We start from the raw sequence: 25,994 nt of genomic DNA, 5'->3' as shown, positions 1-25,994 counted from the left end.
ATCATGCACAACAATCTCGATAATACTGCTAGAACGCCTCGGAAAGTATTGATTACAGGTGGAGCCGGATTTATTGGCTCAAACTTCGTCCATCACTGGTGCGCTGCTTATCCACAAGACCGCGTTGTCGTCCTTGATGCCCTTACCTATGCAGGCAATCGGCGAAACTTGGCAGGCTTAGAAACTTCAGTGAACAAGCTGCGATTTGTTCAGGGAGATATTTGCGATCGTCTCTTAGTTGACGCACTTCTGCAAGCAGGAGCTATTGATACGATCGTCCATTTTGCGGCTGAGTCGCACGTCGATCGCTCGATTCTAGAACCCGATGCGTTCATTCGCACGAATATTGTCGGCACCTTCACGCTTTTAGAAGCGTTCCACCAGTACTGGAAAGCCAACCAGAAACCGATCGACTATCGATTTCTGCACATCTCTACCGATGAGGTTTATGGCAGCCTAGAACCCAATGATCCTGCTTTTACAGAGACTACTCCTTTTGCGCCAAACAGTCCTTACTCTGCCTCTAAAGCAGGTAGCGATCATTTAGTGCGTGCCTACTACCATACTTACGGCTTACCCACGCTGATTACAAATTGCTCGAACAACTACGGCCCTTACCATTTTCCAGAGAAGCTAATCCCTTTGATCTGCATCAACATCTTGATGGGTAAGCCTTTACCCGTTTATGGAGATGGGCAAAATATTCGAGACTGGCTTTTTGTAGCCGATCATTGTCGGGCGCTTGATGCAGTCATTCATCAAGGTAAACTTGGCGAAACCTATAACATTGGAGGCAACAACGAAGTCAAAAATATTGACCTAGTTCACATGCTTTGCGATTTGATGGAAGAACTTGCACCTGAGCTACCTGTGCGCCCTTGTCGTCGTCTAATTACCTTTGTCAAAGACCGACCGGGACACGATCGCCGCTACGCCATTGATGCCACCAAGATCACAACCGAGTTGGGCTGGACTCCTCGTGAAACGATCGCGAGTGGGTTGCGACAAACCGTTCAGTGGTATCTCGCTCACCCTGACTGGTGGCAACCTCTACTCTCCTCGCAGTATCAAACCTACTATCAACGGGTTTACACCAGTGTTTAGGGCATGGTTCATTAATTAAACTCAGTGGGATTGTCTCTAACAACACAATTGCCTTTCCATTTCTCTTCTCGTTTCAGTAGACTTAGGAAATTTAGAGAGCCGCGTGTATGTGAAGAAAAGAACTTTGACCCGACACACGATTAACGACTCCCTAATCTGCAACGTTCTACAGTTGAATCGTAGTTTTGTTGTGCAATTCCTCCAGGTAAATCAGTGAACTGTTGCCCAAGACAATGTTGAACTTCACGAGAGAACGTTCTACTTGATATCCCGGCAACACTCGCACAATTTGATATTCTGTCGTCAAGTCACTAGTGCCATCCCACTTGAACGCTGCTAGTTGATTTGAGGCGATCGTACTCAGTTGTGAAACAAATTCCTCAATAGAATCGATCACATTAGGAAGAATGCCAGACGACAGAAAGATCAAACGCTCTTGCAAATCCAAAGTAACGGTGACTCGATAGCGTTTCATCGTCGAGAACTGTAACTCAACAGTGAACGCGATCGAGCCAGGAAAGATATTCCTGGCTCCCATGTTGTTTGTCCTCTCTGTTAAGTCAAAGAGGATGAGAATGCTGAAGTCTCAGACATTCTGCACGGGTATAAAAGACTTGCTGGATCTTGATTCCACCCTTCCAAGATCCCATCGCAAAGCTGACGGTGTACAATCATGAACGCCTCCTGAGTTATGAACGCTAACTTAGGATGGAAGTCCTCGGAGTTCTGATAGCCACATCAGACTTCGGGGCACGACTCCATCACTGCGGTGTATTCTACAGGAGTTTTTGCTTTTTTGGAATGCTGAATTTTTGAGGGGCGCGATTACCTCAATGGGAAGGTGCAGGCGACACCTCTTTGGGGAACTGCGAAGCACCGTTTCTCTAGGATCTCTGATGAAAAGTGAGGGGAGATACACGGAAAGTTTCCGTATAATCAATCGTTAGATCGGCAACGCCATTTAGTTCGCTTGCACTATGTACTAAAATCTTCGTGACGCTACGATCTAACTAGCGTTGGAACCGACAACCGAATCCACATTCTTTGTCAGTGAGCAGAACCGCTTGCGGTTGCGGCTCAACTAGGTTATCCAGCCTTGAGTTATCGGTGAGGGCGTGGTTGGAAGATTGTCTGTGAATTTTTGTAATCCAATCGACCTGGAACGCTTATAACTTTTCAATATAGAAAAATTAAAGCCTATCCCCTGGTGTAAATTTATAGATGTCTGAAAATCAGTGGCGTATTGGAGGAAGGCAGTATTTCTGGGCTATTGGCAGGTGAAGGAGCGGTAGGGCGTTATGGAGATTTACTGAAACTTGGGCGCAGAGGCGATAATCTGACTCCACATCATGTCCCATCTAATGCATACATGGTGGCTAGAGCTTCGGGTTATACGCGAAATCTGGGGATAGCTATTATGATGGAACATCCTATACCGGGTGCTGGAGGTCGCCATAGGCAAACCCTATCCTACGGGCAATCTCCAGACTTGAGTCTTCAACCCAGACAGGTGCTGGCTAGAGAAGTTCAAGATTTACGATCGCTCTATCAGCGTCAAGGCGTTTACACTGAAGGGATGAAGCGTAGTTTACAATCGCTGGTGCGTCTGAACAAATCAGCCTGGGTTGGTGTTTTTGAAAAGTAGGAGCGTGTTGTATGAGTCCGAATCCGCTAATTGATGTGCTAAAAGCGAATCGGTTGCTGCGATCGCCCGATGAAGTCACCCTGTTTGAACACGCTTTAGAAAAGCTGGCCCAAAATCCTGACCCTGCGAATTTGCCCAGCCTACACCTAATTCTAGATGATGCCTGCGAACAACCGGAAGTGATGTTTAGTCTGGTTCATCTTCTGGAGTCCTTTGATGTGCAAGAACAGGTGCAAGCGTTTATTCAAGTGATGCCTGATTTGGTTAAACGGGCAACGGAATGGACAGCGATTCTGCATTCTCGGATTATGAATGATGCGATCGCGCGATCTGCCTTTGAAGAGAAGGTGCGATCGATGAATACTCAAAAACAAAGTGAGATTCACCATTTGCTTTCGTTAGTTTCAATTAAGACTTCTTCAGGGCAGGTAACAAAAGTAGCTTGATCTAGATTATTGCAAATGAGCCTGTGATTGATGAAAGCCAAAGAGCTACTACGACGCTATGCGGCTGGAGAGCGTAACTTTCAGCGTGCTAACTTGTGTGGACAAGACCTAAAAGGTAAAGACCTTTCTGGAAGTGACTTTAGCTATGCCAATATCCGAGGGGCTAACTTCAGTCATACCATTTTGAAAGATACAGATTTGACTGGAGTGAAAGCAGGATTGCGCGGTGGTTGGTTTATCGCTACTGGTTTATTGGTAGTACTAGTTATTCTAGCTATACTTTCAAACTCTGCTGTTATTGTTGCTATTGCATCTATCACCGTGATTGGTACTTCAGCCTTTGCAGCATCAAGTTCTTATTGTGGTTCTTATTATGGTTTTTATTATAGAACTTTAGCTCTTGCTTTGACTGCAAGCATAGCTGTAGGAGTAGTTGGAGGAACATCTTTAGTATTATCTCTGGCCATCTCTAGATTTGCGACAGGGAGTATATCGCCTTTTATTATCGCTGTAGGCTGTATCCCCGTAGGCTTATCCTTAATCGGATGTATTGTTCTAGCTGGAGTTGGAACGAAATCTGGAACAGTATCCGCTGTTGTAGATGCTAGAGGCAGTAGAATTTTCGGTGCATTTACAACTGTATTGATTGGTATAACAGATGAATTGATGAAGTTCTCGATCATTAGTACCGGAGGTACAAGTTTTCTTGGCGCAGATTTGACAGGTGCAAATTTTACTCAAGCCAATCTTGGCCACACCACCTTTAGAGAAGCTATTCTCGATTCTGTTTGTTGGTTTCAGGCAAGGGGACTAGAGAGATGCCAAATTAGGTTGAGGCATCTGAATAATCAATATCTTAGACAACTCATTACAACTCTTAATGGGCAAGATCAAAACTTTGATTTTTCTAACCTGCAAAAAGTCAATCTGCAAGGGGCTAACCTACAAGATGCTAGATTCATGGGGGCTAACCTCAATCACTCCAATCTGCGAAATGCAAATTTTTCGAGAGCAATTCTGAAGCAAACGCAACTGGAAGGAGCTGATCTGACCGGAGCAATTCTCACCGGAGTTTATATCGAGGATTGGGGCATTACCAGCACAACCAACCTGGAAAAGGTGCAGTGTGATTATGTTTACATGCGAGTTCCAACCAAGGCAAACCCAAATCCTTTACGGAAGCCGGATAATCTACGGGAAACCTTTGCAGAAGGCGAGTTTGCTGATTTCATTCAGCCGTTCTTTGATACCCTGGATTTGTACCATAGCCAGGATGTTGACCCTCGTGCTGTTTCGATCGCCCTCAAAAAATTGTCCCAGAATCATCCAGAAGCCAATTTGGAGATCGTGGCAATGGAGAAACGGGGACAAAATAGCCTCAATCTAAAGGTGCGGACAGCGCCGACAGTCGATAAATCAGAACTAAGTTCAGAATACTTTGGTGATTACAATCAACTCAGAGCATTATCTGAGACGCGATTGCTCTTGCTGACGGAAAAGGACGATCGCATTCGCAGCTTAGAGCAGATGATTCAAACCGCACTTCATCAGCCAACCTTTAATGTTGAAACTGTTCAAGGAGATTTTATGCCGGAACACAGAGGAATTAACATCAATGCAGGCGATAATGCCAATATCAGCGGGGTGAGCAGTGGCGATGGTGTGGTCAATCTTGGCGAGATTAGCGGTAATGTTACGAACACGATTAATCAACTACCTGAGTCGTCTGAACCAGAACAGTTAAGCATCAAAACACTTCTAACTCAGTTACAACAGGCGATTGAATCTGATGCAGATCTTTCCACTCCAGATAAATCAGACTTGTTAGAACAGGTGAAATCTCTGGCTGAAGCAAAAAAAGCTGAGGAACCTGAAAAACGGGAAGGAATCGTGCGAAAAGCGATGAAGATGTTTGACGCGACCTTGAAAAGTCTGCCTGACACGGCCAAGATCGTGGAAGCTTGTAGTAAATTATTGCCATTGATTCTAAAAGCTTTAGGATTTCCCGCATAATCTGCAACCGCGACGGCAAGATAACAAATCGTTGCAGCGGCGAAATAGATATAGTCGGTGGTGAGGCTAAGTTTAATCGCCGCCGCTGAACTCAATCGTTAGACCTCAAGTTCTCAGTTGAGGTGGATTTGACAAGTCATTGGTGGGATGCGATCGCCAAGTAACCGCAAGGTTTAGGTGCATTTTGAGGATATCAGCGGAGCAATCAAACCTGTTCTACAATGCGAAAATAAGGTTATTTGGATAGGGGCAGTCAAAATGGATTTTTACACCGTTGTTCTGCGCCAAAGTAGGGGTTATTAGGTCGCCTTATGTTTAGAGAATGGCATTGTGGGACAGGGCGACACGCAGGATAGCGCAATCACAAAACTGAAGCAGGCAATTGAGTCGTTTCAAGAGGTTTACGAATCTCAATCTGATATTTATAGCGCTCCCATTCCCATTAAGGAATTGCATGAGTTTTTGATGGTGGAGTCGAAGGAGCCAGCCTCAGAAATTTACGAGATTAACTTGCATAACCACAACTGACTGAGCGTGAAAAGCAACAATGTCGATCGATTGAATAGCCAAGTTCTCTACTTGGGCGTTTGCAACCCTAGTAGCAATGGCAGACAACTTGACAACTTTGACTTCAAATTTAGGAGTTTTACAATGATTCATCATGTTTCGATCGCGGCAAATCAGCCGCTCCAGGTTGCTAAAGTTCTAGCTGAAATGTGCCAGGGACAAGCGGTGCCATTTCCGCATCATGAAGGCAGCTATATTGCGCTGACTCTTGACCCACACGGAACCATGATCGAGGTGCTTCCACGCGGCACTGAGATTACGCCAGGGGTGGGAACTGAAAGCACTTTCGAGAACCCAACTTCCCAGGCTCAGACCTATAACGCTTTTCATGCGGCGATCTCAGTGCCGACCTCCGAGGCGCAAATTCACGAGATTGCTAATCGTGCAGGCTGGCGGGTCGCGTCGTGCAATCGCCTGGACTATTTCAGCGTGATCGAAGTGTGGGTTGAAAATCAACAATTGTTGGAGTTCTTACCACCCACCTTCGCGGCTCAATATCTTGCCTCTTCGCAACCAGAAGTGCTGAAGCAGTTGATCTCAGCGAGGGCTGATGGCTTAAACCCCTTTAATGAGTAAATTGGGACGATCGTCAGTATAGGGTATGGCAATGCTGTGCCCTTACATCAACATTTGTCCATTTAGCTCAACGTTGATTATATGAAATTCAAACTGCGTGGCACCACACTCGGAATCTTTTTGGGCACTGGGTTAGCCGCAAGTTCTATAGTCGTTGTTCTGACTGCCTTTGCTAAACAGGCACCCGTCGAACAGTTGAACATACAAGAGAGTTGTCAGCAGCTTACTGGAAAAACTTTTGCCAGAACTGAGCTATTGTTTGGTTTGTCAAAACCCGATCGCTCAGTCATAACCGAGGCAGAGTTTCAGCGCTTTGTTGATCGCCAAGTCACGCCCCTATTTCCAGATGGCTTGACGGTGTTGAGTGCAACAGGTCAATTTAAAGCACCCAATCGAGCGGTTGTTAAAGAGAAGTCAAAGCTTTTGCTGTTGGTCTATCCACTCAACAACAAACATCACAACAGTATCGAACAAATTCGGACAGTATATAAGCAGATGTTTCGACAACAATCGGTGCTGCGAGTTGATGATTTGTCGTGTGTTTCTTTTTGATATCCATTTGATCTACGCGACAGATCTGCATGAGTGTGAGATCGTTGCCACCTTCGGAATCGACCATTCCAAAATCAGTTCGACGAGGTTTTTCGCTTCGTTGTCAGCGCCTTCTGCCCCCTAAATCCCCATTCTGGGGACTTTGAACCGGAAATTGTGGCTTGAAGTCCCCCAAATTGGGGGATTTAGGGGGCTTCTCGAATTCACAACCGGAGCAACCCACTTCTGTCGGACTGACGTTATCTTAAATTTCTTCCGCCTCTACGCGTTGTTTTAATCTACGTAGGGGCGGTTTTCATTCGAGAATCTAGCAGTTTTATTAGCATTGCACTGCCCGAAATCTACCTCAAGCGATAGATGCTTTTCAAACATCCTATGCCTTTTGATCAATAATGCATCATCTAATGTGTTATTGATCAGAGCGTGTAGGTAAATCTATGGCAACTACGTCTAGTCCCCTAGCCAAGCCTCAAAGCGAAATTGGCATTGTTATCCGTCAGTTGCGTCAACTGTTAGGGCTAACCCAAGCGCAGTTTGCTCGAAAGTTAGGGGTGACTCTCCCCACGATTAATCGGTGGGAAAACAATCGATCGCAGCCTTCGTCGCTGGCGCTGATGCAGCTAAAAGCGATGCTGCATGAACTCAAAAATTCACCGATCAAATTTCATCAAGTCTGCGCTCAAACGCTTCTCGAAGATTACTTTGACGAACAAACCGAGCAACCTTAAGCTCATCTAGTCTCAAACGGTCAACAACATCTTTAAACATGGAACAGACAGAAAATGATTTTAATCATGGCTGAGAGTGACGATCGAGCACGATATCGTCAGACTTTATAGCGATCCAGCCATTGCCCCGATCGCCTACGCGGGCGAGTATGATCAACAGCAGGCACTCAACGCGGGCTTTCAAAAACACCTGACTAAACCTGACGATCTAGAAGCATTAGTCAAAATAATTGTGACGTTAGTAGAAAGGACTGGAAATGACTGAACGATTTGCTTCACAAAACTCAGAAGGATCGCCGCAAGGAAAAATCGAGAACGTTCTCGCGGGTGGAGGTGCGACGGGTGCGTTGATGCGAGCAATAGACTGGTCAGAAACGTCACTGGGTTCGCCAGCGCAGTGGTCGCAAAGCCTCAAAACTGCCGTCCGCATTATGCTGACCTCTCGACAACCGATGTTTGTTTGGTGGGGTGATGACCTGATTAACCTTTACAACGATGCCTATCGAGCGATCGTAGGAGGCAAACACCCAACAGCACTAGGGCAACCCGCTTCTGTGGTTTGGCGAGAAATCTGGGATCAGGTGGGGCCGCGCGCCGAGTCTGCAATGCTCAAAAACGAGGGCACTTACGACGAAGCGCTGTTGCTGATTATGGAGCGTAACGGCTATTCAGAAGAAACTTATTACACATTTTCCTATAGTCCGGTGCCAGATGATAATGGCGAAACTGGCGGCATCATTTGTGCTAACACCGATGACACACAGCGCATCATTGGAGAGCGGCAATTGACCCTGCTCAGAGAACTGGCAGCCAAAACCGCAGATGCCCGCACCTTTGATGAAGCCTGTACGCGGAGTATGAGTTGTTTAGAAACGAATCCCTACGATCTGCCGTTTGCGATGATTTATCTGATCGATTCTGATCAGCAGTCTGTTTTTCTGGCTGGAACCTGCGGCATTGATGACTCTTCTGGGGAACTACAAAATAGCCGTCACGTCGCGGCTTCTAAAAGTTTTGATCTCGATGCCGATTCGATTTGGCAGTTTGCAGAAGTCTTCAAAACTCAAAAGGGTCGTCTAATTTCAGATTTAGAAACGATATTTGACCATTTGCCGATGGGGGCTTGGCAACGATCGCCCCACCAAGCCATCGTTGCACCGATCGGGGTCTTACGTAACTCTGAAGGCATGCCATCTAGTCAAACCGGAAGGGTAGGATTCTTGGTGGCTGGGCTAAACCCATTCCGGCTGTTTGACGACAACTATCAGCGATTTATTGATCTAGTGACAGCGCAAATTTCAGCCAGCCTCGCTAACGCCAATGCTTATGAAGAAGAACGCAAACGATCGGAAGCGTTGGCAGAAGTCGATCGTGCCAAAACCGTGTTTTTTAGCAATGTCTCTCACGAATTCCGCACCCCGCTCACGCTGATGCTGAGTCCGCTCGAAGAGTTGTCAACCACGCTAGACAACCGCTTGCAGCCTGATGAACGGGAACAATTAAACCTGGTGCAGCGCAATGGTTTGCGACTCCAAAAGTTAGTGAATATGCTGCTTGATTTCTCGCGCATTGAAGCGGGGCGAGTGCAGGCAGTCTATGAACCTGTCGATTTAGCCCTTTATACGGCAGACCTTGCAAGCGCCTTTCGATCGCTGATAGAACAGGCGGGACTGTCATTAATAGTGGACACTCCACCATTGCCCGAAGCGATTTATGTCGATTGCGAAATGTGGGAGAAAATCGTTCTCAATCTTTTATCAAATGCATTTAAGTTCACGTTATCTGGATCGATTACGGTGCGATTACAGTGGCTAACCTCTCACGTTGAATTATCGGTTGCTGATACAGGTGTCGGGATTCCATCTGATGAATTGCCGCATTTATTTGAGCGCTTCCACCGCGTTCAAAACTCTCAAGGGCGAAGCTTTGAAGGATCTGGTATTGGGCTATCGCTAGTGCAAGAACTCGTTAAGTTACAGGGTGGTACGATCGCAGTAACCAGCACCTTTGGGCAAGGGAGTTGCTTTACGGTTTCAATTCCGACCGGAACCGCGCATTTATCGATCGAGCGGATTCGAGCAAGCCGCACCGTAGCATCTACTGCATTAGGGGCGATACCTTATGTCGAAGAAGCACAACGATGGCTACCCCAAAGCATGGATTTGTCGATCGCATCTGAACTCGCCGATCATCCTGACCGATTCACGCCTGAATCTGACAAGCAATCGGCTTTATCGAACCTTGAAACCTCAAAATCTAAAATCTTATTGGCAGACGACAACGCTGATATGCGTGATTATATTCGACGGCTCTTGAGTAGTTCTTATACCGTTCAGACCGTTGCCGATGGCGTTGCTGCTTTGACAGCGATTCAAAATAATCCACCCGATCTAGTGTTAACCGATGTGATGATGCCGGGGATGGATGGGTTTGAGTTGTTGCGTTTGCTTCGCAAGCCTCCGGAGGGGTCGCCGCTGCGGTCTAATTCCGCTACTCAAGACATTCCAGTCATTCTGTTATCAGCCCGCGCAGGCGAAGAAGCTCGGATTGAAGGACTCGCAGCCGGGGCCGACGACTATCTAACTAAACCGTTCTCAGTGCGTGAACTGTTGGCAAGGGTAGAAGCAAGTTTGAAGCTGGCACAGCTACGGCAAGAAGCCACTCAGCGAGAGCGAACGATTCTGGGTCGCGTTACCGATGCGTTTATGGCATTAGATCGCGACTTTCGCTTTACTTACGCCAACAAAGCCGCCGAGCGAGTGACGCAAACTCCTTTAGAAGCAATGCTGGGCAAAACGATATGGGAATCGTTCCCAGACATAATCGAAACCCAGTTTGAATTCCAATATCGACGATCGCTGAGCGAACAGGTCGTGGTGCAATTTGAGGAATATTATCCCCCGCTTGATTTGTGGCTTGAGGTTCACGTTTATCCTTCACCGACTGGGTTGTCTCTTTTCTTTCGGGATACCAACGAGCGCAAACGAGCCGAAGTTGTTCGCGTGCGCCTTGCCGAAGAACGCGAACAACTCCTCCAGCGCGAACAAGCCGCTCGCGAACAAGCAGAAACAGCAAACCGCATCAAAGACGAGTTTTTAGCGGTGCTCTCCCACGAGTTACGCACCCCGATGAACCCGATTTTAGGCTGGTCAAAACTGCTGCAAACTGGAAAGCTGAATGCAGAAAAAATGACCGAGGCGATCGCCACGATCGAGCGCAACGCTAAACTCCAGGTGCAGCTAATCGACGATTTGCTCGACATCTCCCGAATTTTGCGCGGCAAGTTGCCCTTAGCTCCGACACTGATTGACTTGAGAATGGTAATCTCAGCCGCATTAGAAACCGTTCGCCTCGCCGCAGAAGCAAAATCGCTCTCCATTCAGACCTTAATTTCCCCCTCAGTCGGTTTAGTCAATGGCGATGCTGGACGATTGCAGCAAGTCGTGTGGAATTTGTTATCGAATGCCGTCAAATTCACCCCAGCCAACGGACAAATCACGGTTGAGTTATCTCAAGTCGAAACCAACCTCCAAATTCGAGTCAAAGACACCGGGAAAGGCATCAGTCCTGACTTTCTGCCCTACGTCTTTGAGCATTTTCGTCAAGAAGATGGAGCGACAACCCGCAAATTTGGAGGGTTAGGCTTGGGGTTAGCGATCGCACGTCAAATCGTCGAACTCCACGGCGGTAGAATTTGGGCAGAGAGCCTGGGTGAAGGACAAGGAGCCACGTTTATCGTTGAGCTTCCCCTGTCACAAACCGTTAATTCCATCTCAACTGAACCTGATGATCGAGTCGCTCCTGCTGCAACCTTTTTACCCCTCGCAGGTCTTCGCGTACTCGTGGTTGATGATGAACCCGATTCACGCGACGTTGTGACGTTTGTGATTGAACAAGCTGGAGCCGACGTGATTGCGGTTGACTCTGCGATCGCGGCTTTGCAAACGCTCTCAACGATGCAGCCTGACATCCTCTTGAGTGATATTGGTATGCCAGAAATGGACGGCTATGAGCTGATTCGTCAAATTCTGGTTGACTTGGGTAGGCAACTTCCGGCAATTGCCCTGACTGCTTACGCGAGTGAGCATGATCAACGGCAAGCCCTCAACGCGGGCTTTCAAAAACACCTGGCTAAACCTGTCGATCCAGAAGCGCTGGTCGAAACGATCGTGACGTTAATACAAAAGAATGGGAATGCCTAAACAATTTGCGGCATTGCCGAATAGAGATGGTTTGGGTAGGGGGAATCCCCCCGTCTTTGCCCTCCGCCAAGAGCAATCCCCCGTCTTTGCCCAACATCAGGGTAGGCACGGGGGCGCTACCCCTACGCCATTTCATTTCCTCATTTTGCAACACCGAATTTTTGGGCGATCAAGAGCTAGAAGTTGCCTCATCTTTGGGCGGCTCAGACACTGCCGCATCGTTAGCCGCCGCTTTTGCCTGGGCGCGTTCTTCCCGCTTTTTGCGATCGGCTTTGATCAAATCTTCCATCACGATCTGCGCCTGGATCATTTTTTCTAAGTTGCTGCTATAAAGCTCTAAGTCTTTTTGCAGCTTCTCTTGCGGCAAGTTTAACCGTGAGCAAACTTGCTTCAAAGCTTCGGTACGTTTGACTTCATCTTTGATCAGCGTCGGGTCAGCAGTTTGCAAGATTGTAAACAGCCCGATCGCAAACAGCCGACTATATTTGAATTTAGGATTATTGACGATCGCTTGCAAATGCTGGCGCAGATCATGGGCTTCTGGGATCTCAGACGATTGACCTGGCAGTGACAGCAATTCATCCCAAGAATGCTGTGATGCGAGTAGAAGCAGGTGTTCGGCATCGCCTCGATAGTTAGGAGTGTGATCGCCCAACGACTGACAAATGGCGTTAAAAATTGAAGCCTTATCTTCTTCGGGGCGATAGCCCTGCATAAAGCGATCGAAAGACGTAACCACACCTAGCGCGTAGATTGGGTCATAGCGGAAGTCTATATTGACGGTGAGCAAGTGCATCTCCACCATCAATTCTTCGACCACTCGACGGTAGATCGAGTTTACCGGGCGCGTGTGGGTGTTGTAGAAAGCACGCTTGGTATCAGAAACGGTGCGGACGTTGTTCACAATACAGACCTAGTGGGTTACAACTCTCCATTCTCTCGCTTGACAGGACGTTTGCCAAGGTTAGAAAAAAGATTGGGGATCAGAGACATCGAAAAAAAATCAAGCCGATTGAGTTAGGAACGTGGATTTATTAAGGTGTAACTTCTCGCCATCTCCCTAAGGAGTTACGGTGTACACCAATCTTTGTCGCTGCGTTTGGGTCGGCTTTTGCCCCCTAAATCCCCCATTCTGGGGAACTTTGAGCTAAGACTCTGGTTTCAAAGTCCCTCACTCGTGGGGGATTTAGGGGGCAAAAGCCTCGGCGATGACAAATCAGAGGACTTTTACGGGTTATTTAATCCACGATCCTTAGCAAGGCGTTGAGTTGCCCTTGACGATCGAGGGCGTAGAGATCGTCACATCCGCCAATATGTTGGGCGTTAATAAAAATTTGGGGAACGCTGCGGCGACCGTCGGCGCGTTCTGCCATCAGCGATCGGGCGGCTTCGTCACCATCAATCTTATGTTCGGTGAAATCAACGCCTTTCCACCACAATAACAGCTTGGCACGAATGCAAAACGGACAGGTTTGCCAGGTATAAATTTCTACGTTGGCTTTGACCTGTTCGGGGTGACGACCTAAAAGCGAATTCAATGTGTTCATCATCAAAAATGTCTAAGCACTAGCTTAGTTTGGCAGTGCATTCTAATATTAATCGCTGATTTTGAATCGCGAACGGCTGAATTTTTAGCGCCTCTCGAAATGCCTGAATCGCTTTGTGATGATCACCGATCGCGGCATAACATAGCCCTAATCCGTGGTGCGCTCCAAAGTGGATGGGGTTAAGACGAATCACAGCTTGACAATCCGCGATCGCTTTTTGATAATCTCCAATCAAAAAATACAGTACGGCGCGACGGTTTAAGGCTTCTGCAAAGTCGGGCATTGCCTCAATCAGGTCTGTCAAAATGGTTTCTGCTGGAGTGGTTTCCCCGGCTTGCAGCAGCCCCTGAACCCGTTGCAGCATTTGAAAACCTGCCACTCCTTTTTGAGTAAACCAGATGCGCCAGAGTTCTTCAGTTGCCTGGTCACGAACTGCTTCATCAGAGTTTTTTAAGTCTTGTAGCAGCAAATTAATCGAGGTTTCATTCATAGTCAATTTACGATCGAGAATAGGTCTAACAAGAACAGTAGGTATCTTCTATACTGTAATCAAATTTAACAACTTCAAGTTGATGAGACCGGGGAAGTTTGACTTACGTTGTAACCACGATCGGCTCTCGCGGAGACATCTACAAATAAGAATCTTAAGATCGGGTGTCTAGCGCATCTCGCAGCCCGTCGCCCAAAAGATTAAACGCCAGCACCATTAGCGTAATCACCAAACCTGGAAAAACTGTCGTCCAGGGTGCAGAGAGCGCATAACCTCCCTTGAAAGCATCTGCCAGCATGGTTCCTAGCTCTGGGGTGGGTGGTTGTGCCCCTAAGCCCAAAAATCCTAATCCGGCGGCTTCTAGCGTTGCTGTGCCCGTCGAAAGTGTGGCTTGAACCACTAACGGCGAGAGACTCGCAGGTAAAATATGCCGCAGAATAATCCAGAGTGAAGTCGCGCCCAAGGCTCTGGCAGCTTGCACAAACTCCTGTTCTCGAAGGGAAAACACGACGCTGCGAGTGAGTCGGATGTAAATCGGAATTTGCACAATTCCAACCGCAATGATCACACTTTGCACACTCGGACTTGTCACGGTCACAATCACGATCGCCAACAAAATCGACGGAAACGCCAGCAAAATATCGGTGAACCAGCCGACGATCGTGTCTAGCCAGCCGCGAAAATATCCAGCCACTAATCCTAAAACCAAACCAATGATGGCCCCAAAACCAACCGATGCCAGACTGATCAGCAACGATGTCCGAATGCCATACCAAACTAGAGTCAAGAGATCGCGCCCTAACCCATCAGTGCCAAACCAATGATCTCGACTGGGAGCCATTAACCGAGTCACATAGCTCTGGTCAGCCGCGAGATTATAGGGTCGCAGGAGAGGAGCCAGCAGCGCCAGGAGGATTAGGGCGATCGTCAAACATAACCCAATTTTGCCAAAGCGTGATTTTCTAAATCGTTGAATTGCTGGGTGTGATAAGTCCATTTCAATTAGCGATATTGAATTCTTGGATCAACCCAGGCGTAAGACAGGTCTACCAGCAGATTGATCACCACAAACACCACCGCAATAAACACGACTCCACCTTGCACAACCGGGTAGTCTCGCGCCAGAATGCCGTCATAGATCCAGGAGCCAATGCCTGACCACGAAAAGATAGTTTCGGTGAGAATTGCGCCACCTAACAGAGTGCCAAATTGCAGCCCGATCGTCGTATTAATCGGCAACAAAGCATTCTTCAGCGCGTGACGAAAAATCACGAGTCGATCGGGCACTCCTTTGGCTTTGGCGGTGCGAATATAGTCTTGCGTCAATACATCGAGCATGGCGCTGCGAGTGATGCGGGCCACGATCGCCAACGGAATCGTACTCAACGTCAGCGCGGGCAAGACTAAATGAGACACGACATCTCCTAAAACAGGCAAATTTAATCTCAGCAAAGCATCCAGCACATAAAACCCGGTAATGGGCTGAAAGTTGAGTCCGCTCTCGATACCAATACGTCCGCTTGGAGGCAGCCAGTTGAGAGTGACTGCAAACAGATAGACCAGCAGCAACCCTAACCAATAGACCGGAATCGAGACACCCAGCAGCGAACCCGCCATCAGCACCTGGTCGAGCCAGCGATTTTTGCGAACAGCCGCCATCACACCCGCCGGAATGCCGAATAGGATGGCAATCAACATCGCGGCGATCGTCAACTCAAAGGTCGCCGTCCAGCGAGTCTTGATTTCATCGATAACGGGAATGCCACTAATTAAGCTGTTGCCTAGATTTAACTGCAACAAATTTCCTAAAAAAGCAAAATATTGAATCAACAAAGGTTTGTTTAATCCGAGTTGTTCTCTCAGTGCGGCGATTTGGTCTGGGGTTGCCCGTTCACCCGCTAGGACGATCGCCGGGTCGCCAGGAATGAACCGCAGCAGTAAAAACACCGCCAGGGTGATGCCGAGCAGCACGGGCACTAAACCGAGAAGCCGCTTGAGAATGTATTGCCACATCGAGTCGATTCGCCAACAGAGCAACGTTTCTGCAACTCTACCACTGACGTTCTGTTAACGTGAATTCAACGACTTCGCTACCAGTCCATTGCGCCCCCTGAATCCCCCAGATTTGGGGAATTTCAAGCCAAAAATTTCGGTTCAAAGTCCCCCAGAATGGGGGATTTAAGGGGCAGAAGCCGCTGACAACGCAGCGAAAAACCTCGTCGAACTGATGTCATTTCTGCAACTCTACCACTGACGTTCTGTTAACTCAGCAATTGCGTGATCGCAGTCACTAGCGCTTGTGATTTAAACGGTTATAAACAAACAACTTACCTTGACATGGCTGCAAAGGTATCATTTCGATTGATTGGATTGGCTGATTGATTCCTGATAGCGAATCGTCTACTGTCTAGGTGAAATCGATGGGCTAGTTTTTATGGCAAGGGTTGAGCTAGACGGCATCACGCGACGGTTTGAGCAGTCGGTGGCGATCGCAGATATCACCTTTGAGGTGCCTGATGGTGAGTTTTGGGTGCTGGTCGGCCCGTCTGGCTGCGGTAAGTCTACGATTTTGAGAACGATCGCGGGGCTAGAATCAGCGACTTCTGGCAATCTCTACATTGGCGATCGGCTGGTTAATCAGGTTCCGGCTCGGCAGCGCGATGTGGCGATGGTGTTTCAAAACTACGCGCTCTATCCGCACATGACGGTTGCCGAGAATATCGCCTTTGGGCTGAAAATGCGGAACGCGGATGCAAAAACGCAGCGAGAACGGGTGGAAACGATGGCACGAATTTTGGATATCAGCCATCTGCTAGATCGTAAACCGCGTCAATTGTCAGGAGGACAGCAGCAGCGAGTGGCGTTAGGGCGAGCGATCGCGCGTCAGCCCCAGGTGTTTCTGCTCGACGAGCCGCTTTCTAATCTAGATGCTCAACTGCGCGATGGCACCCGTTCTGAGCTTAAACAACTGCATCAGCAAATGGGCATCACGACGATTTATGTGACGCACGATCAGGTTGAAGCGATGACTCTCGCGGATCAAATTGTGATTTTAGAGCGGGGCAAGATTCAGCAAATTGGCGACCCCCAAAGCATTTATGCCCAACCCGCAAACCGCATGGTTGCAACCTTTTTGGGCAATCCGCCGACGAATATTTTGCCAGTCACTTACCGGGGAGAGGCGTTTCACATTCAAGGACAGAGGATTCCCTGTCCGTTAACGCTGCGATCTCTGCACGATGGACAGCAGTTTGATTTGGGCATCCGTCCAGAACAGATGCGAGTCAGTGAGGATGCTCATCTGATCACCCAAGTCAGCCTAGTCGAACCGTTGGGGCGAGAAATCTTGGTTCGAGTCGAGTTGTTGGGTGAGCGATCGCAACCAACTACGCTGAATGTGCAAGTTAGTCCAAATGTGCGGTTGGCTCCGGGCGATCGATTGCCTCTGGCGCTGGATCTCAATCAACTGTTTCTGTTTGACCCAATGACTGGGCAAAGAGTTCATCCAAACTGAGTCACGCGGATTAAATAAAGCCCGGATTTGCCCTCACCCCAACCCTCTCCCAAGTTTGGGAGAGGGAGCAAGAGTTACCTTAGAATTGCCGCTTCGGTTTTGGCGATCGCCAGCCGCGTTTTCAATACCGAATCGGGGTTTAAACTAATCGAGTCGATGCCCAACTCGACCAAAAATTCCGCAAACTCAGGATAGTCACTGGGGGCTTGTCCGCAGATGCCAATCTTGCGATCGAACTCCTTGGCCGTTGCAATGACGCGGCGTAATTTGCGTTTAACCGCTTCGTCGCGCTCGTCGAATAGGTGAGATACCAGGGCAGAATCGCGATCGAGTCCTAATGTCAATTGCGTTAAATCGTTGGAGCCGATCGAGAAGCCGTCAAAAATCTCACTGAAGCGATCGGCGAGTTCGATATTGCTAGGCAACTCACACATGACGTAGACCTGCAACCCGTTTTCTCCACGAATCAGCCCGTGTTTTGCCATCTCTGCCAAAACTTTTCGCCCTTCTTCAGGCGTGCGGCAAAACGGAATCATCGGAATCATGTTCGTCAATCCCATCTCGTCACGGACTCGTTTAAAGGCTTTGCACTCTAGCCCAAATGCATCCCGATATTTGGGGTCATAGTAGCGAGATGCACCGCGCCAGCCCATCATTGGGTTTTCTTCGTGTGGCTCAAATTCGCGACCGCCAATCAAATTTGCATATTCGTTGCTCTTGAGATCCGACATCCGCGCAATCACTGGCTTGGGGTAAAACGCGGCTGCTAAAATGCCGATTCCTGACGCGAGTTTGTCTACAAAATATTCTGAGAGATCTCGATATTGAGAAGTCAATTGACTGATTTCCCATTTCGCCCCATTGTCTTTGAGCGTCTCGAAGTTGAGTAGCGCTAATGGATGCACCTTGATGTGATTGGCGATGATGAATTCGGTACGCGCAAGCCCGACCCCATCATTGGGAGTCAGCGAGAGTCTAAACGCTTCGCGGGGGTTGCCCACATTCATCATAATTTTGGTGCGAGTGGCAGGCAGCGCATCGAGTTCGAGGTGTTCGATCGCAAAAGGCAACAGCCCATCATACACATGTCCGTCTTCGCCTTCAGCACACGAGACGGTGACTTCTTGCCCATCGCTGAGAATCTCTGTAGCGCTGTCACAGCCGACGATCGCCGGAATGCCCAATTCTCTCGCAATGATCGCTGCATGACAGGTGCGTCCACCTTGATTTGTAATCACAGCACTGGCTTTTTTCATGATCGGTTCCCAATCGGGATCAGTGCGCGTCGTGACTAACACATCTCCTACTTGGAATTCGTCAAGTTTGCGGAGATCTACGATCGTTCTGACTTTTCCCTGTCCGATCATTTCACCAACAGCCCGACCGATCAAAAGCGGTTTAGCTGATGGCTTTCTGTTTAGTTTATAAGTCTTAAGAACGTTGCCGATTTTTTGAGAATGAATGGTTTCAGGACGAGCTTGCACAATAAATAAATCACCACTCTCACCATCTTTCGCCCATTCAATATCCATTGGGCTATCCATTCCTCGAACTTTGGCGTAGTGATCTTCGATCATACACGCCCACTTTGCCAGTTTGAGAATCTCTTCATCTTGAAGGACATATTTTGCCTGTTGTAACTTGGGCACCGAGACATTTGTAGTCGATTTGCCGCCGCCGATATCGTAGATCATTTTGATCTCTTTGCTGCCCAGCCGTTTTTCTAAAAGCGGACGGAAACCTTGTTTAAGCGTGGGTTTAAATACGACGTACTCATCGGGATTGACGACTCCTTGCACCACAGATTCACCTAAACCATAAGCAGCCGTGATCAAAGCTGTGTCTCTAAACCCGGTTTCGGTGTCGATCGAAAACATCACGCCCGATGCTGCCAGATCCGATCGCACCATTTTTTGCACACCGACTGATAAGTCAATCTCAAAGTGATCAAAGCCTTTAGTCGTGCGATAAGAAATGGCGCGATCGGTAAACAGCGATGCAAAGCACAGATGACAAGCTTTGAGAACGCGATCAATTCCGTTGATATTCAAATAAGTTTCTTGCTGTCCCGCAAAGCTTGCGTCGGGCAGATCTTCAGCCGTGGCGCTCGATCGCACTGCCACATCAACCCCGCTATAGCGACTGAGACAGGCTTCTAGCTCGTTGTCGGTGAGTTGATCGCACCGCTCGACCTCAACGCCATAGCGCTCAGACAATTGCACATAGCTGCGGGTGATGGCGGCTTCTAGTTCCGCAGGAAATGGATTGTCTAAAATCAGAGTTCGCGCCTGTCTGCCTCGCTCTCGGAGGCGATTAACATCTGAAATATCTAAGTCTGCAAGCAGCTTTTGTAACCGGGTTTTTAGCCCTGCTTTTTCAATGAAATAACGAAACGCATAAGCAGTCGTCGCAAACCCAGTAGGAACATTCACACCTTTAGGAGTTAGCTGCTGAATCATCTCTCCCAATGAAGCGTTTTTGCCGCCAACAAACGGCACGTCTGCAATTCCTACTTGCTCAAACCACAGCACAAACGCCTTTTCTTTAAGTTCTGGGTTTGTTGTAGAGCTATCTAATTTTTTAGCAGTAAACATGATGGGTTCTCCCGATCGTTAAATTCTAAATGTTTGCAGCATTAATGGAGCGAAGTAGAGCTACAAACTATTTTGATGAATAGAGTTTCACAAGCCAAATCCTCAAAGAATTAGTCGCTTAACTAACACTCTAATATCTGCGAGTCTAACGCAGTTTTTACTGAGATAAGGAATGAAAAGCAGGAACTTTAGCTTAGTTGCAACAAGATCGCTCTTAAAGTAGACATCGTGCCTCATCAAGATTTCTAGAATAAGGCATTCTTAAATGAGATAGTGGGCAGCGAGAGGGCAGTATGAGCAACGAAACTGACACATTAACCGATTCCATCAACACAACGGCAGATTCTGCGATTAAAGAAGTGAAAACTCCGTCAGTTCACCCAGCGGCGGGAGTAGTCGGAGTCAGCACGATCGGGGGATTTTTAGGCGCGATCGTCGCCGGCCCGATCGGGGCAATTTTGGGCGGAGCAGTGGGCGCACTAGGAGCCTCGATCGAAAACACAAAATCTGGAAAGTCGGGTTATTACATTAACCGAAATAGACCTCGTTCACCGCGATCGAATCAACCTCTCGGCGTGATTTCAAACGAAATGACGCAGGCTAGAAAAGAAATCGCTCAAGACATTGACGAGGCTGCCGGAGAGATTCAACAAGGGGCATCTGATCTCGCGTCTAATGCTCAGGCAACGGCAGAGAAACTAGGCAATACGCTGTCAGACTTTACCGGATCAAATCATTCAACTTTAAAAGGCATTTTGCTCGACATCGACGGAACACTAGTACTCAGTAACGATGCTCACGCTCATGCCTGGGTTGAGGCCTTTGCCGCCTTTGGTTATGACATCAAATTTGAGCAGGTGCGTCCGTTTATTGGCATGGGTGGCGATCAGGTAGTGCCACGACTGGTTCCAGAGCTTTCGGGCGAGGAAGGCGTAGGCAAACAAATTGCTGATCGTCGCAAAGAGCTAATCATCAACAAATTCGGCGCTGACTTGTCGCCTGCACCAGGGTCGCGAGACTTAATTTTGAGACTCAAGCAAGAAGGCTTTAAGCTAGTGGTGGCAAGCTCGGCAACCAGTGAAGAGCTTTCTGTTTTGCTCAAAGCTGCTCAGGTCGATGATCTATTAACAGAGGAGCCGAAGACCACCTCAGACGATGCTGACCAATCAAAGCCTGCTCCTGATTTGGTGCAATCGGCTCTCAAGAAGGGGAAATTAGAACCGGGTCAAGCGATCATGTTAGGCGATACGCCCTATGACATTCAGGCGGCAAATGCAGCAGGTGTGAACGTGATTGCGTTTCGGTGTGGCGATTTTGACGATTCTCAACTGTCGGGCGCAGTGGCGATTTATGACAATCCCGCCGATTTGCTAGCACAGTTTGCCCGATCGCCACTTACAGATTCTGAGGTAGTTGCGATCAAACCATAAATAACAGTTTGAATGCGATCGCTAACAGCCGACTAAATCTGGAAACGTGCGGAAAAGTTCTGCCGATCCATCTAAACGAGCGTAGTATGCAGAAAGTTTCTGCCGATCCACCTAAATTTGGCGTGATATGCGGAAACTTTCTCTCTAAAAAGAAGTTAGATGGCTAGTCGTAACTGCTTGGCTTCACGCTCCATTAAGGGCAGCGGCGTAATTAATTCAGGAGTGCTGAGGAAATCTCGCACAACTTCTGCAACGACTTGTGCCAGGTCGCAGGGAACTGCGTTACCTATTTGCCTATAGATCGAGCTTTGTCCGCCGATAAACTGGTAGTCATGTGGAAAAGTTTGTATCCTAAGTGCCTCGTCAATTGTTAATCGTCTAAGTCTCTTAGGTGCGGCATCTAAGGATAATGGTTCTCCTCCTGCCATCAGATAGGAGTGATACCATTCGACCCAGCTATCTTGACCAAAATAGCAATGCTCTTCATCAATAATTGGTGTTTTATTCCCACCCATAGAAGCGTGGAGAGCGCATGAATATCCAGTAGGGTTTAAGGGTCTTCCCTGACCATTGAACATCATTCCTGCATAGGGCGATCGACGCATTACAGGCTTTGCAGCGATGGTAACTTTCGCATTGCATACTCGCTGATTGTTCTCGGAACCCGCCACACCCAGAGGTAAAACAATATCTCTAACTGTCGGAGCCTGCTTCTTATACCGCTCGAATTGTGCCTCTAAGTCATTAATGTCTTCAATATCTCGAAACCCGATCAAAAACATTCGCTCTCGGGATTGTGGTACGCCGAAAGCAGTTGAATTGAGTACTACTAACTTGTACTTATATCCCAATTGACGGGCAAAACGAAAAAGTTGCTGGCGAACCTCAGACCACTTATCAAGAACTGCTAGTGCCTTGACATTCTCACAAATAAAAGCCCGAGGCTTTGTGAACTCCACAGCCTTCATGAATACCCATAACAATTTGCTACGCGGATCATCAGGGTTCATCTTTCCAGCTACAGAAAATCCTTGGCAGGGCGGACCACCAAAGACGATATCGATCCCCTCAAATCGGCGTATGTCAGTCAAGTTTTGATTAATGTCGCCGCATTTGATAATCCCTCCTGGGTGGTTTGCCTCATATGTGAGGCAAGCATCTCTGTCAATGTCATTGGCGCTAACAATCTCAACTCCTGCTCGGATGAATCCAACATCCATACCGCCTGCGCCGGAGAAAAGTGATAGCCCTGATAAAGGTGTTTTATTTTTCATATATGCGATTTTGGCATATTTGCCTCTCTAAATCAAGATCTCAATTATGGAAAGTCAAAAGCAGTCTATCTCAAGTATCCATGATCCGGATTACCACAGGATCATTGATGCGCTTGTTTCCCTACGAGAAAAAGCAAAACTCTCTCAGAAAGCGATCGCCCATGAGATTGGGTTGACGCAGCCTGACGTTTCCAAGATAGAACGTCGGGAACGCCGAATCGATATTTTAGAAGCATTACGATGGGTGTGGGCTACAGATGCTGATCCTGCTGAGTTTTTCACGCAGTTTACTAATTCAGGGAAATGAGCATGAGCCTTGCCAAACCAACCGTCGATCAAAGAGCTGCCGAGCAACTTCTCCGGGAAGCGATCTCAATCGCACAAGATGATTCTAGAGAAATTCCAGCGACAGAATGGGATATCGAGATCAGAACAATCATTCAAGGAAAACATCTGACTTTCAGATACATTCTCGTGACTGCTCTTTTAGGAAAAGCCACTAACCCGAATATCAATGCCCTTTCGCTTCAAGCGGGTGCTGATGTTAAGGGTGCTTACGATGCCCGGAGCTTATGTCATGGGGTTGTTGTGCCGCTTGAGCGTCAATTGCTGAGTAGTTCGCTGGGAGGTTCAAATGAGCCTTTTCTCAATAAGCCTGCCCGTTTTCCAATGATATCTCCATCAAATGCAGTGAGAGCTGGTAGGGATAGAGAGCTTTTGCTTATCCTACATAAGGTGCTGTCTGAAGGGGAAACGTCTGAGCAAGCTTTTAATAGTCTCTGTACTGCTATGCGATATGCGATCGCAAGACAAACAGCTCGAACTGAGCTGTTTCCTCAACTTTCAGAATCGGCAGACTCCCACTTAAAAATTATTGAATTTGTTGATGCATTTGTCACAAGATCGATTGAGGGACAAGTTGCTGCAATCGTATCAGGAACTATCCTGTCCACATATTTTGACCAATTTGAAGGCTTTGAGGTCACTGTCCATCCGGTTAATCAAAGTGGTGCTTCCTCCAATGAAGTGGCAGATGTAGACATCAAGAAGAACGGTAAAATTTTTGTGGCAGTTGAGGTTAAGGATAAGCAGTTCAGTGAACAGGATGTTGATCATGCTGCTTTCAAAGCAAGTCAATACGGCTTAAAGTCAATTACGTTCGTCATTGGAGTAAATGGAACGTGTATCGGTTCATCTCTTGAGCAGGTTGCAAAAACCGTCTTGATTACGAGAAGTGTCAATGTTATTTTTGTTGATCTTGTCTCCTTCGTGAGATCAGTAATTGCATTATGTCCAGAGTTCCCTTTTGCTACATTTTTTGCAAAGCTTCAGTACTATGCGATCAGTGCTCGGGTTAGGGATGAGATGTTTGAGCATATTGAGCGTGTTTTCCAATCTGTACAAGTTCCGCCAAACCCGCCATCTAACACGACGTTGGAGCGGACGGAATAGAGATGGTTAGTGAGGATGCAAAGGATACTAGCCGCCGCTCAACTATACCGTTAGGTAGTCAGACCCAAAAGCCAAAGTTAAGTTCTAGCTGCGATTGCCCTGAAGTCAACCGCAACGATTCTCACGTCTTTTGAGTGAAATGAGCGAGTGAAAGAGCTATCGTCATCAGGACAAAGGTGAACGCACTGATCGCATTAGTGAGTAGCTTAATCAGTAAGCGTCGAATGAAATAGCCCTGCTCCCAAGTTATGGAAGCTATTTAATTCACGAGCCTTAACGACTAGAATAAAGATTTCTAAGAACGATTCGTCTGTATGTTGCCAAAGGAAGACCTGTTAAAAGGTGTCGAAAATCGAGATAGCGTGATCAGAGTCATTGACCAGGCAGATCAAGCGATCAAAACCTGGGAAGTGGTCATGACCGACTTCTATTCACCGCCAGAAATTGCTGAAATTCAGCGATCGTTTGCGCGATTGACCGATGTGCAGATGGTGGCTTGGGGCGGCTACCCGCAGGCAGAACGGCAACGACTGGCGATCGCTCGCTCAGAACTGCCCCTTGATATCGATCAAGTCGAGGTCGTCGCGCTTAACATTGCCGGAAACTTTCTCTTTGACCCCGCCAATCATCGCGACTTTTTAGGCGCAATCTTAGGGACGGGAATTGTGCGCGAGAAAGTAGGTGACATCATCGTATTGGGCGAACGCGGTGCCCAAGCGATCGTCGTGACTGATTTAGTCGAGTTTTTTCAAGCAAGTTTGACTCAAGTGCGATCGGTGCCCGTTAAAGTGCAGCCCATCCCGCTGAGCGAACTCAAGATTCGAGAGCCAAAGAAAAAAGAATTAACCACCGTCGAAGCGTCGATGCGGTTAGATGCGATCGCGTCTGCTGGGTTTGGCATGTCGCGCAGCAAGATGGCAGATCTGATCTCGTCAGGCGATGTGCGAGTCAACTGGAAAGACATTAATTCCACAAGCTACACGGTCAAGCCTGGTGACTTGATTGCGATTCGAGGCAAGGGGCGAGTCGAAGTCGGCGAAATGATGGTGACTAAGAAAGATCGCTACCGGGTTCAGCTCACTCGTTTTGTGTGAGTCTTTGAACACTACAGGTTGAAGAGATTCACGTTCCGCTTCATTGGCGCAGCGTGATTGTAAATGGTCGAGTTGATCGCCTCACCAAGCAACCAGACATCGATCGGGCAATGCAATTCAGCAAAGAGCGCAATCCAGTGCTGTCACCTGCTATAAATCGCATCTGGACTGATGCTCAAGGGCGTTCAGAAGTGATTGCAATCTACCGCTTCCGGTAAACACACTTTGCGCTCGCCCAAGCCGTTCTGTGACGAGCTGTCGCGCCCGATAAACATCGGTATCCCAACTGAAAACCGCTTTGATAGAAGAGATACCCACGGCAGATGCCGATCGCAAGGAAACGAGTCCCGGTGTTCCATTAATCGCACTCTCGATCGGGCGCGTCACTAATGATTCGACTTCTTCGGGTGCGAGTCCGGCAGCATCAGTTTGAATTTCGACCTGGGGAGGTGCAAATGCCGGAAATACATCCAACGGCATTTGAGTAATGACTTGCAGCCCCCACAGCGAAATCAGAATCGATTTTGAACAAAGATCATTTTCTTTTTATCGTTGGTTTCGACGATCGCAGATTTCGGAGCTACTAAAATTGAAGCCGAGGTGCGGTCAGTCAACCCCTCAATCTCGGCAAACATTCCAGGTTTCAATGCACCATCCGCGTTATCTAATTCTGCTTTTACCGGAACGGAGGGTTCCCGCGCCGCTGTTAGGCGGCAGAGTCCGACACTTCTAGAAATCTTCACAAAATCATCCCCCTTTTTGTCGT

At 47.9% G+C, this 25,994-nt stretch carries 24 protein-coding genes and 1 pseudogene; 15 read left to right on the top strand and 10 right to left on the bottom strand.

Annotated features, from left to right (window positions below):
* Positions 1–3: 3 nt before the first annotated feature.
* Positions 4–1,104, top strand: coding sequence for a dTDP-glucose 4,6-dehydratase (gene rfbB, locus C7B65_RS17405; RefSeq protein WP_073073883.1), 1,101 nt, complete (start codon positions 4–6; stop codon positions 1,102–1,104).
* Between the two features lie 166 nt (positions 1,105–1,270).
* Here the strand turns inward: rfbB and C7B65_RS17400 are convergent, their stop codons facing one another.
* On the bottom strand, positions 1,271–1,642 hold the full coding sequence (locus C7B65_RS17400; RefSeq protein ID WP_073073834.1) for a hypothetical protein: 372 nt from the start codon (positions 1,640–1,642) through the stop codon (positions 1,271–1,273).
* Positions 1,643–2,521: 879 nt separating this feature from the next.
* On the opposite strand from C7B65_RS17400, the gene C7B65_RS17395 reads away from it, so the two are divergent.
* From C7B65_RS17395 to C7B65_RS17355, 9 genes are all read left to right on the top strand, one after another.
* Positions 2,522–2,749, top strand: coding sequence for a hypothetical protein (locus tag C7B65_RS17395; protein WP_219898628.1), 228 nt, complete (start codon positions 2,522–2,524; stop codon positions 2,747–2,749).
* Between the two features lie 11 nt (positions 2,750–2,760).
* Positions 2,761–3,195: an Imm30 family immunity protein gene (locus C7B65_RS17390; RefSeq protein ID WP_073073832.1), complete on the top strand. Its 435-nt coding sequence runs from the start codon at positions 2,761–2,763 to the stop codon at positions 3,193–3,195.
* A gap of 30 nt (positions 3,196–3,225) precedes the next feature.
* Positions 3,226–5,208, top strand: coding sequence for a pentapeptide repeat-containing protein (locus C7B65_RS17385; protein WP_073073831.1), 1,983 nt, complete (start codon positions 3,226–3,228; stop codon positions 5,206–5,208).
* A gap of 330 nt (positions 5,209–5,538) precedes the next feature.
* Positions 5,539–5,736 carry a hypothetical protein gene (locus tag C7B65_RS17380; protein ID WP_219898627.1) on the top strand — a complete coding sequence of 66 codons (198 nt, stop codon included), beginning with the start codon at positions 5,539–5,541 and terminating at the stop codon, positions 5,734–5,736.
* A gap of 123 nt (positions 5,737–5,859) precedes the next feature.
* The gene (locus C7B65_RS17375) at positions 5,860–6,351 is read left to right on the top strand and encodes a hypothetical protein (RefSeq protein ID WP_073073829.1); all 492 of its coding nucleotides are present in this window, start codon (positions 5,860–5,862) and stop codon (positions 6,349–6,351) included.
* 81 nt (positions 6,352–6,432) lie between these two features.
* Entirely contained in the window at positions 6,433–6,903 is a 471-nt protein-coding gene (locus C7B65_RS17370; RefSeq protein ID WP_073073828.1) for a DUF3574 domain-containing protein, read from the top strand.
* Positions 6,904–7,340: 437 nt separating this feature from the next.
* Positions 7,341–7,631: a helix-turn-helix domain-containing protein gene (locus tag C7B65_RS17365; RefSeq protein WP_073073826.1), complete on the top strand. Its 291-nt coding sequence runs from the start codon at positions 7,341–7,343 to the stop codon at positions 7,629–7,631.
* Positions 7,632–7,707: 76 nt separating this feature from the next.
* A complete protein-coding gene (locus C7B65_RS17360) occupies positions 7,708–7,896 on the top strand; it encodes a response regulator (RefSeq protein ID WP_073073825.1) in 189 nt (62 codons plus the stop codon).
* Positions 7,889–11,833: an ATP-binding protein gene (locus C7B65_RS17355; RefSeq protein WP_106254079.1), complete on the top strand. Its 3,945-nt coding sequence runs from the start codon at positions 7,889–7,891 to the stop codon at positions 11,831–11,833. Before C7B65_RS17360 ends, C7B65_RS17355 begins: the two co-directional genes overlap by 8 nt.
* A 169-nt stretch (positions 11,834–12,002) precedes the next feature.
* On the opposite strand, the gene psb29 is transcribed toward C7B65_RS17355, so the two are convergent.
* From psb29 to C7B65_RS17330, 5 genes are all read right to left on the bottom strand, one after another.
* On the bottom strand, positions 12,003–12,737 hold the full coding sequence (gene psb29, locus C7B65_RS17350) for a photosystem II biogenesis protein Psp29 (RefSeq protein WP_073073824.1): 735 nt from the start codon (positions 12,735–12,737) through the stop codon (positions 12,003–12,005).
* 334 nt (positions 12,738–13,071) lie between these two features.
* Positions 13,072–13,383: a glutaredoxin 3 gene (gene grxC / locus C7B65_RS17345; protein ID WP_073073823.1), complete on the bottom strand. Its 312-nt coding sequence runs from the start codon at positions 13,381–13,383 to the stop codon at positions 13,072–13,074.
* A gap of 16 nt (positions 13,384–13,399) precedes the next feature.
* Entirely contained in the window at positions 13,400–13,870 is a 471-nt protein-coding gene (locus C7B65_RS17340) for a tetratricopeptide repeat protein (RefSeq protein ID WP_073073822.1), read from the bottom strand.
* 154 nt (positions 13,871–14,024) lie between these two features.
* Positions 14,025–14,867, bottom strand: a complete 843-nt coding sequence (locus C7B65_RS17335) for an ABC transporter permease (RefSeq protein ID WP_073073821.1) — start codon at positions 14,865–14,867, stop codon at positions 14,025–14,027.
* Positions 14,868–14,872: 5 nt separating this feature from the next.
* The gene (locus C7B65_RS17330; RefSeq protein ID WP_073073820.1) at positions 14,873–15,883 is read right to left on the bottom strand and encodes an ABC transporter permease; all 1,011 of its coding nucleotides are present in this window, start codon (positions 15,881–15,883) and stop codon (positions 14,873–14,875) included.
* Between the two features lie 421 nt (positions 15,884–16,304).
* Here C7B65_RS17330 and C7B65_RS17325 point away from each other — a divergent pair, with 421 nt between their 5' ends.
* Positions 16,305–17,384, top strand: a complete 1,080-nt coding sequence (locus C7B65_RS17325) for an ABC transporter ATP-binding protein (RefSeq protein WP_073073819.1) — start codon at positions 16,305–16,307, stop codon at positions 17,382–17,384.
* 74 nt (positions 17,385–17,458) lie between these two features.
* On the opposite strand, the gene ppsA is transcribed toward C7B65_RS17325, so the two are convergent.
* Positions 17,459–19,978: a phosphoenolpyruvate synthase gene (gene ppsA, locus C7B65_RS17320; RefSeq protein ID WP_073073818.1), complete on the bottom strand. Its 2,520-nt coding sequence runs from the start codon at positions 19,976–19,978 to the stop codon at positions 17,459–17,461.
* Between the two features lie 293 nt (positions 19,979–20,271).
* Here ppsA and C7B65_RS17315 point away from each other — a divergent pair, with 293 nt between their 5' ends.
* A complete protein-coding gene (locus C7B65_RS17315; protein WP_223257431.1) occupies positions 20,272–21,408 on the top strand; it encodes an HAD-IA family hydrolase in 1,137 nt (378 codons plus the stop codon).
* Between the two features lie 155 nt (positions 21,409–21,563).
* On the opposite strand, the gene C7B65_RS17310 is transcribed toward C7B65_RS17315, so the two are convergent.
* Positions 21,564–22,682, bottom strand: coding sequence for a DNA cytosine methyltransferase (locus C7B65_RS17310; RefSeq protein ID WP_073073817.1), 1,119 nt, complete (start codon positions 22,680–22,682; stop codon positions 21,564–21,566).
* 46 nt (positions 22,683–22,728) lie between these two features.
* Here C7B65_RS17310 and C7B65_RS17305 point away from each other — a divergent pair, with 46 nt between their 5' ends.
* The 3 genes from C7B65_RS17305 to C7B65_RS17295 all read left to right on the top strand — a co-directional run bounded on the left by C7B65_RS17305 (position 22,729) and on the right by C7B65_RS17295 (position 25,228).
* The gene (locus C7B65_RS17305) at positions 22,729–22,989 is read left to right on the top strand and encodes a helix-turn-helix domain-containing protein (protein ID WP_083583062.1); all 261 of its coding nucleotides are present in this window, start codon (positions 22,729–22,731) and stop codon (positions 22,987–22,989) included.
* 2 nt (positions 22,990–22,991) lie between these two features.
* The gene (locus C7B65_RS17300) at positions 22,992–24,134 is read left to right on the top strand and encodes a restriction endonuclease, SacI family (RefSeq protein WP_073073816.1); all 1,143 of its coding nucleotides are present in this window, start codon (positions 22,992–22,994) and stop codon (positions 24,132–24,134) included.
* A gap of 314 nt (positions 24,135–24,448) precedes the next feature.
* Complete coding sequence (locus C7B65_RS17295; protein WP_073073815.1) at positions 24,449–25,228, top strand: photosystem II electron transport protein, Sll1252 family; 780 nt, start codon at positions 24,449–24,451, stop codon at positions 25,226–25,228.
* Between the two features lie 150 nt (positions 25,229–25,378).
* On the opposite strand, the gene C7B65_RS17285 is transcribed toward C7B65_RS17295, so the two are convergent.
* Together C7B65_RS17285 and C7B65_RS28815 are read right to left on the bottom strand one after the other, a co-directional pair.
* Positions 25,379–25,708: an efflux RND transporter permease subunit gene (locus C7B65_RS17285; protein WP_317615829.1), complete on the bottom strand. Its 330-nt coding sequence runs from the start codon at positions 25,706–25,708 to the stop codon at positions 25,379–25,381.
* A gap of 32 nt (positions 25,709–25,740) precedes the next feature.
* A pseudogene (locus C7B65_RS28815) lies at positions 25,741–25,994 on the bottom strand (hypothetical protein); the annotation flags it as partial.

It is taken from the genome of Phormidesmis priestleyi ULC007, from assembly GCF_003003695.1.
Taxonomy (GTDB): domain Bacteria; phylum Cyanobacteriota; class Cyanobacteriia; order Leptolyngbyales; family Leptolyngbyaceae; genus Phormidesmis_A; species Phormidesmis_A priestleyi_A.
Note: the sequence above shows the minus strand (reverse complement) of the source record. Positions and strands in the feature narration are given on the sequence as shown.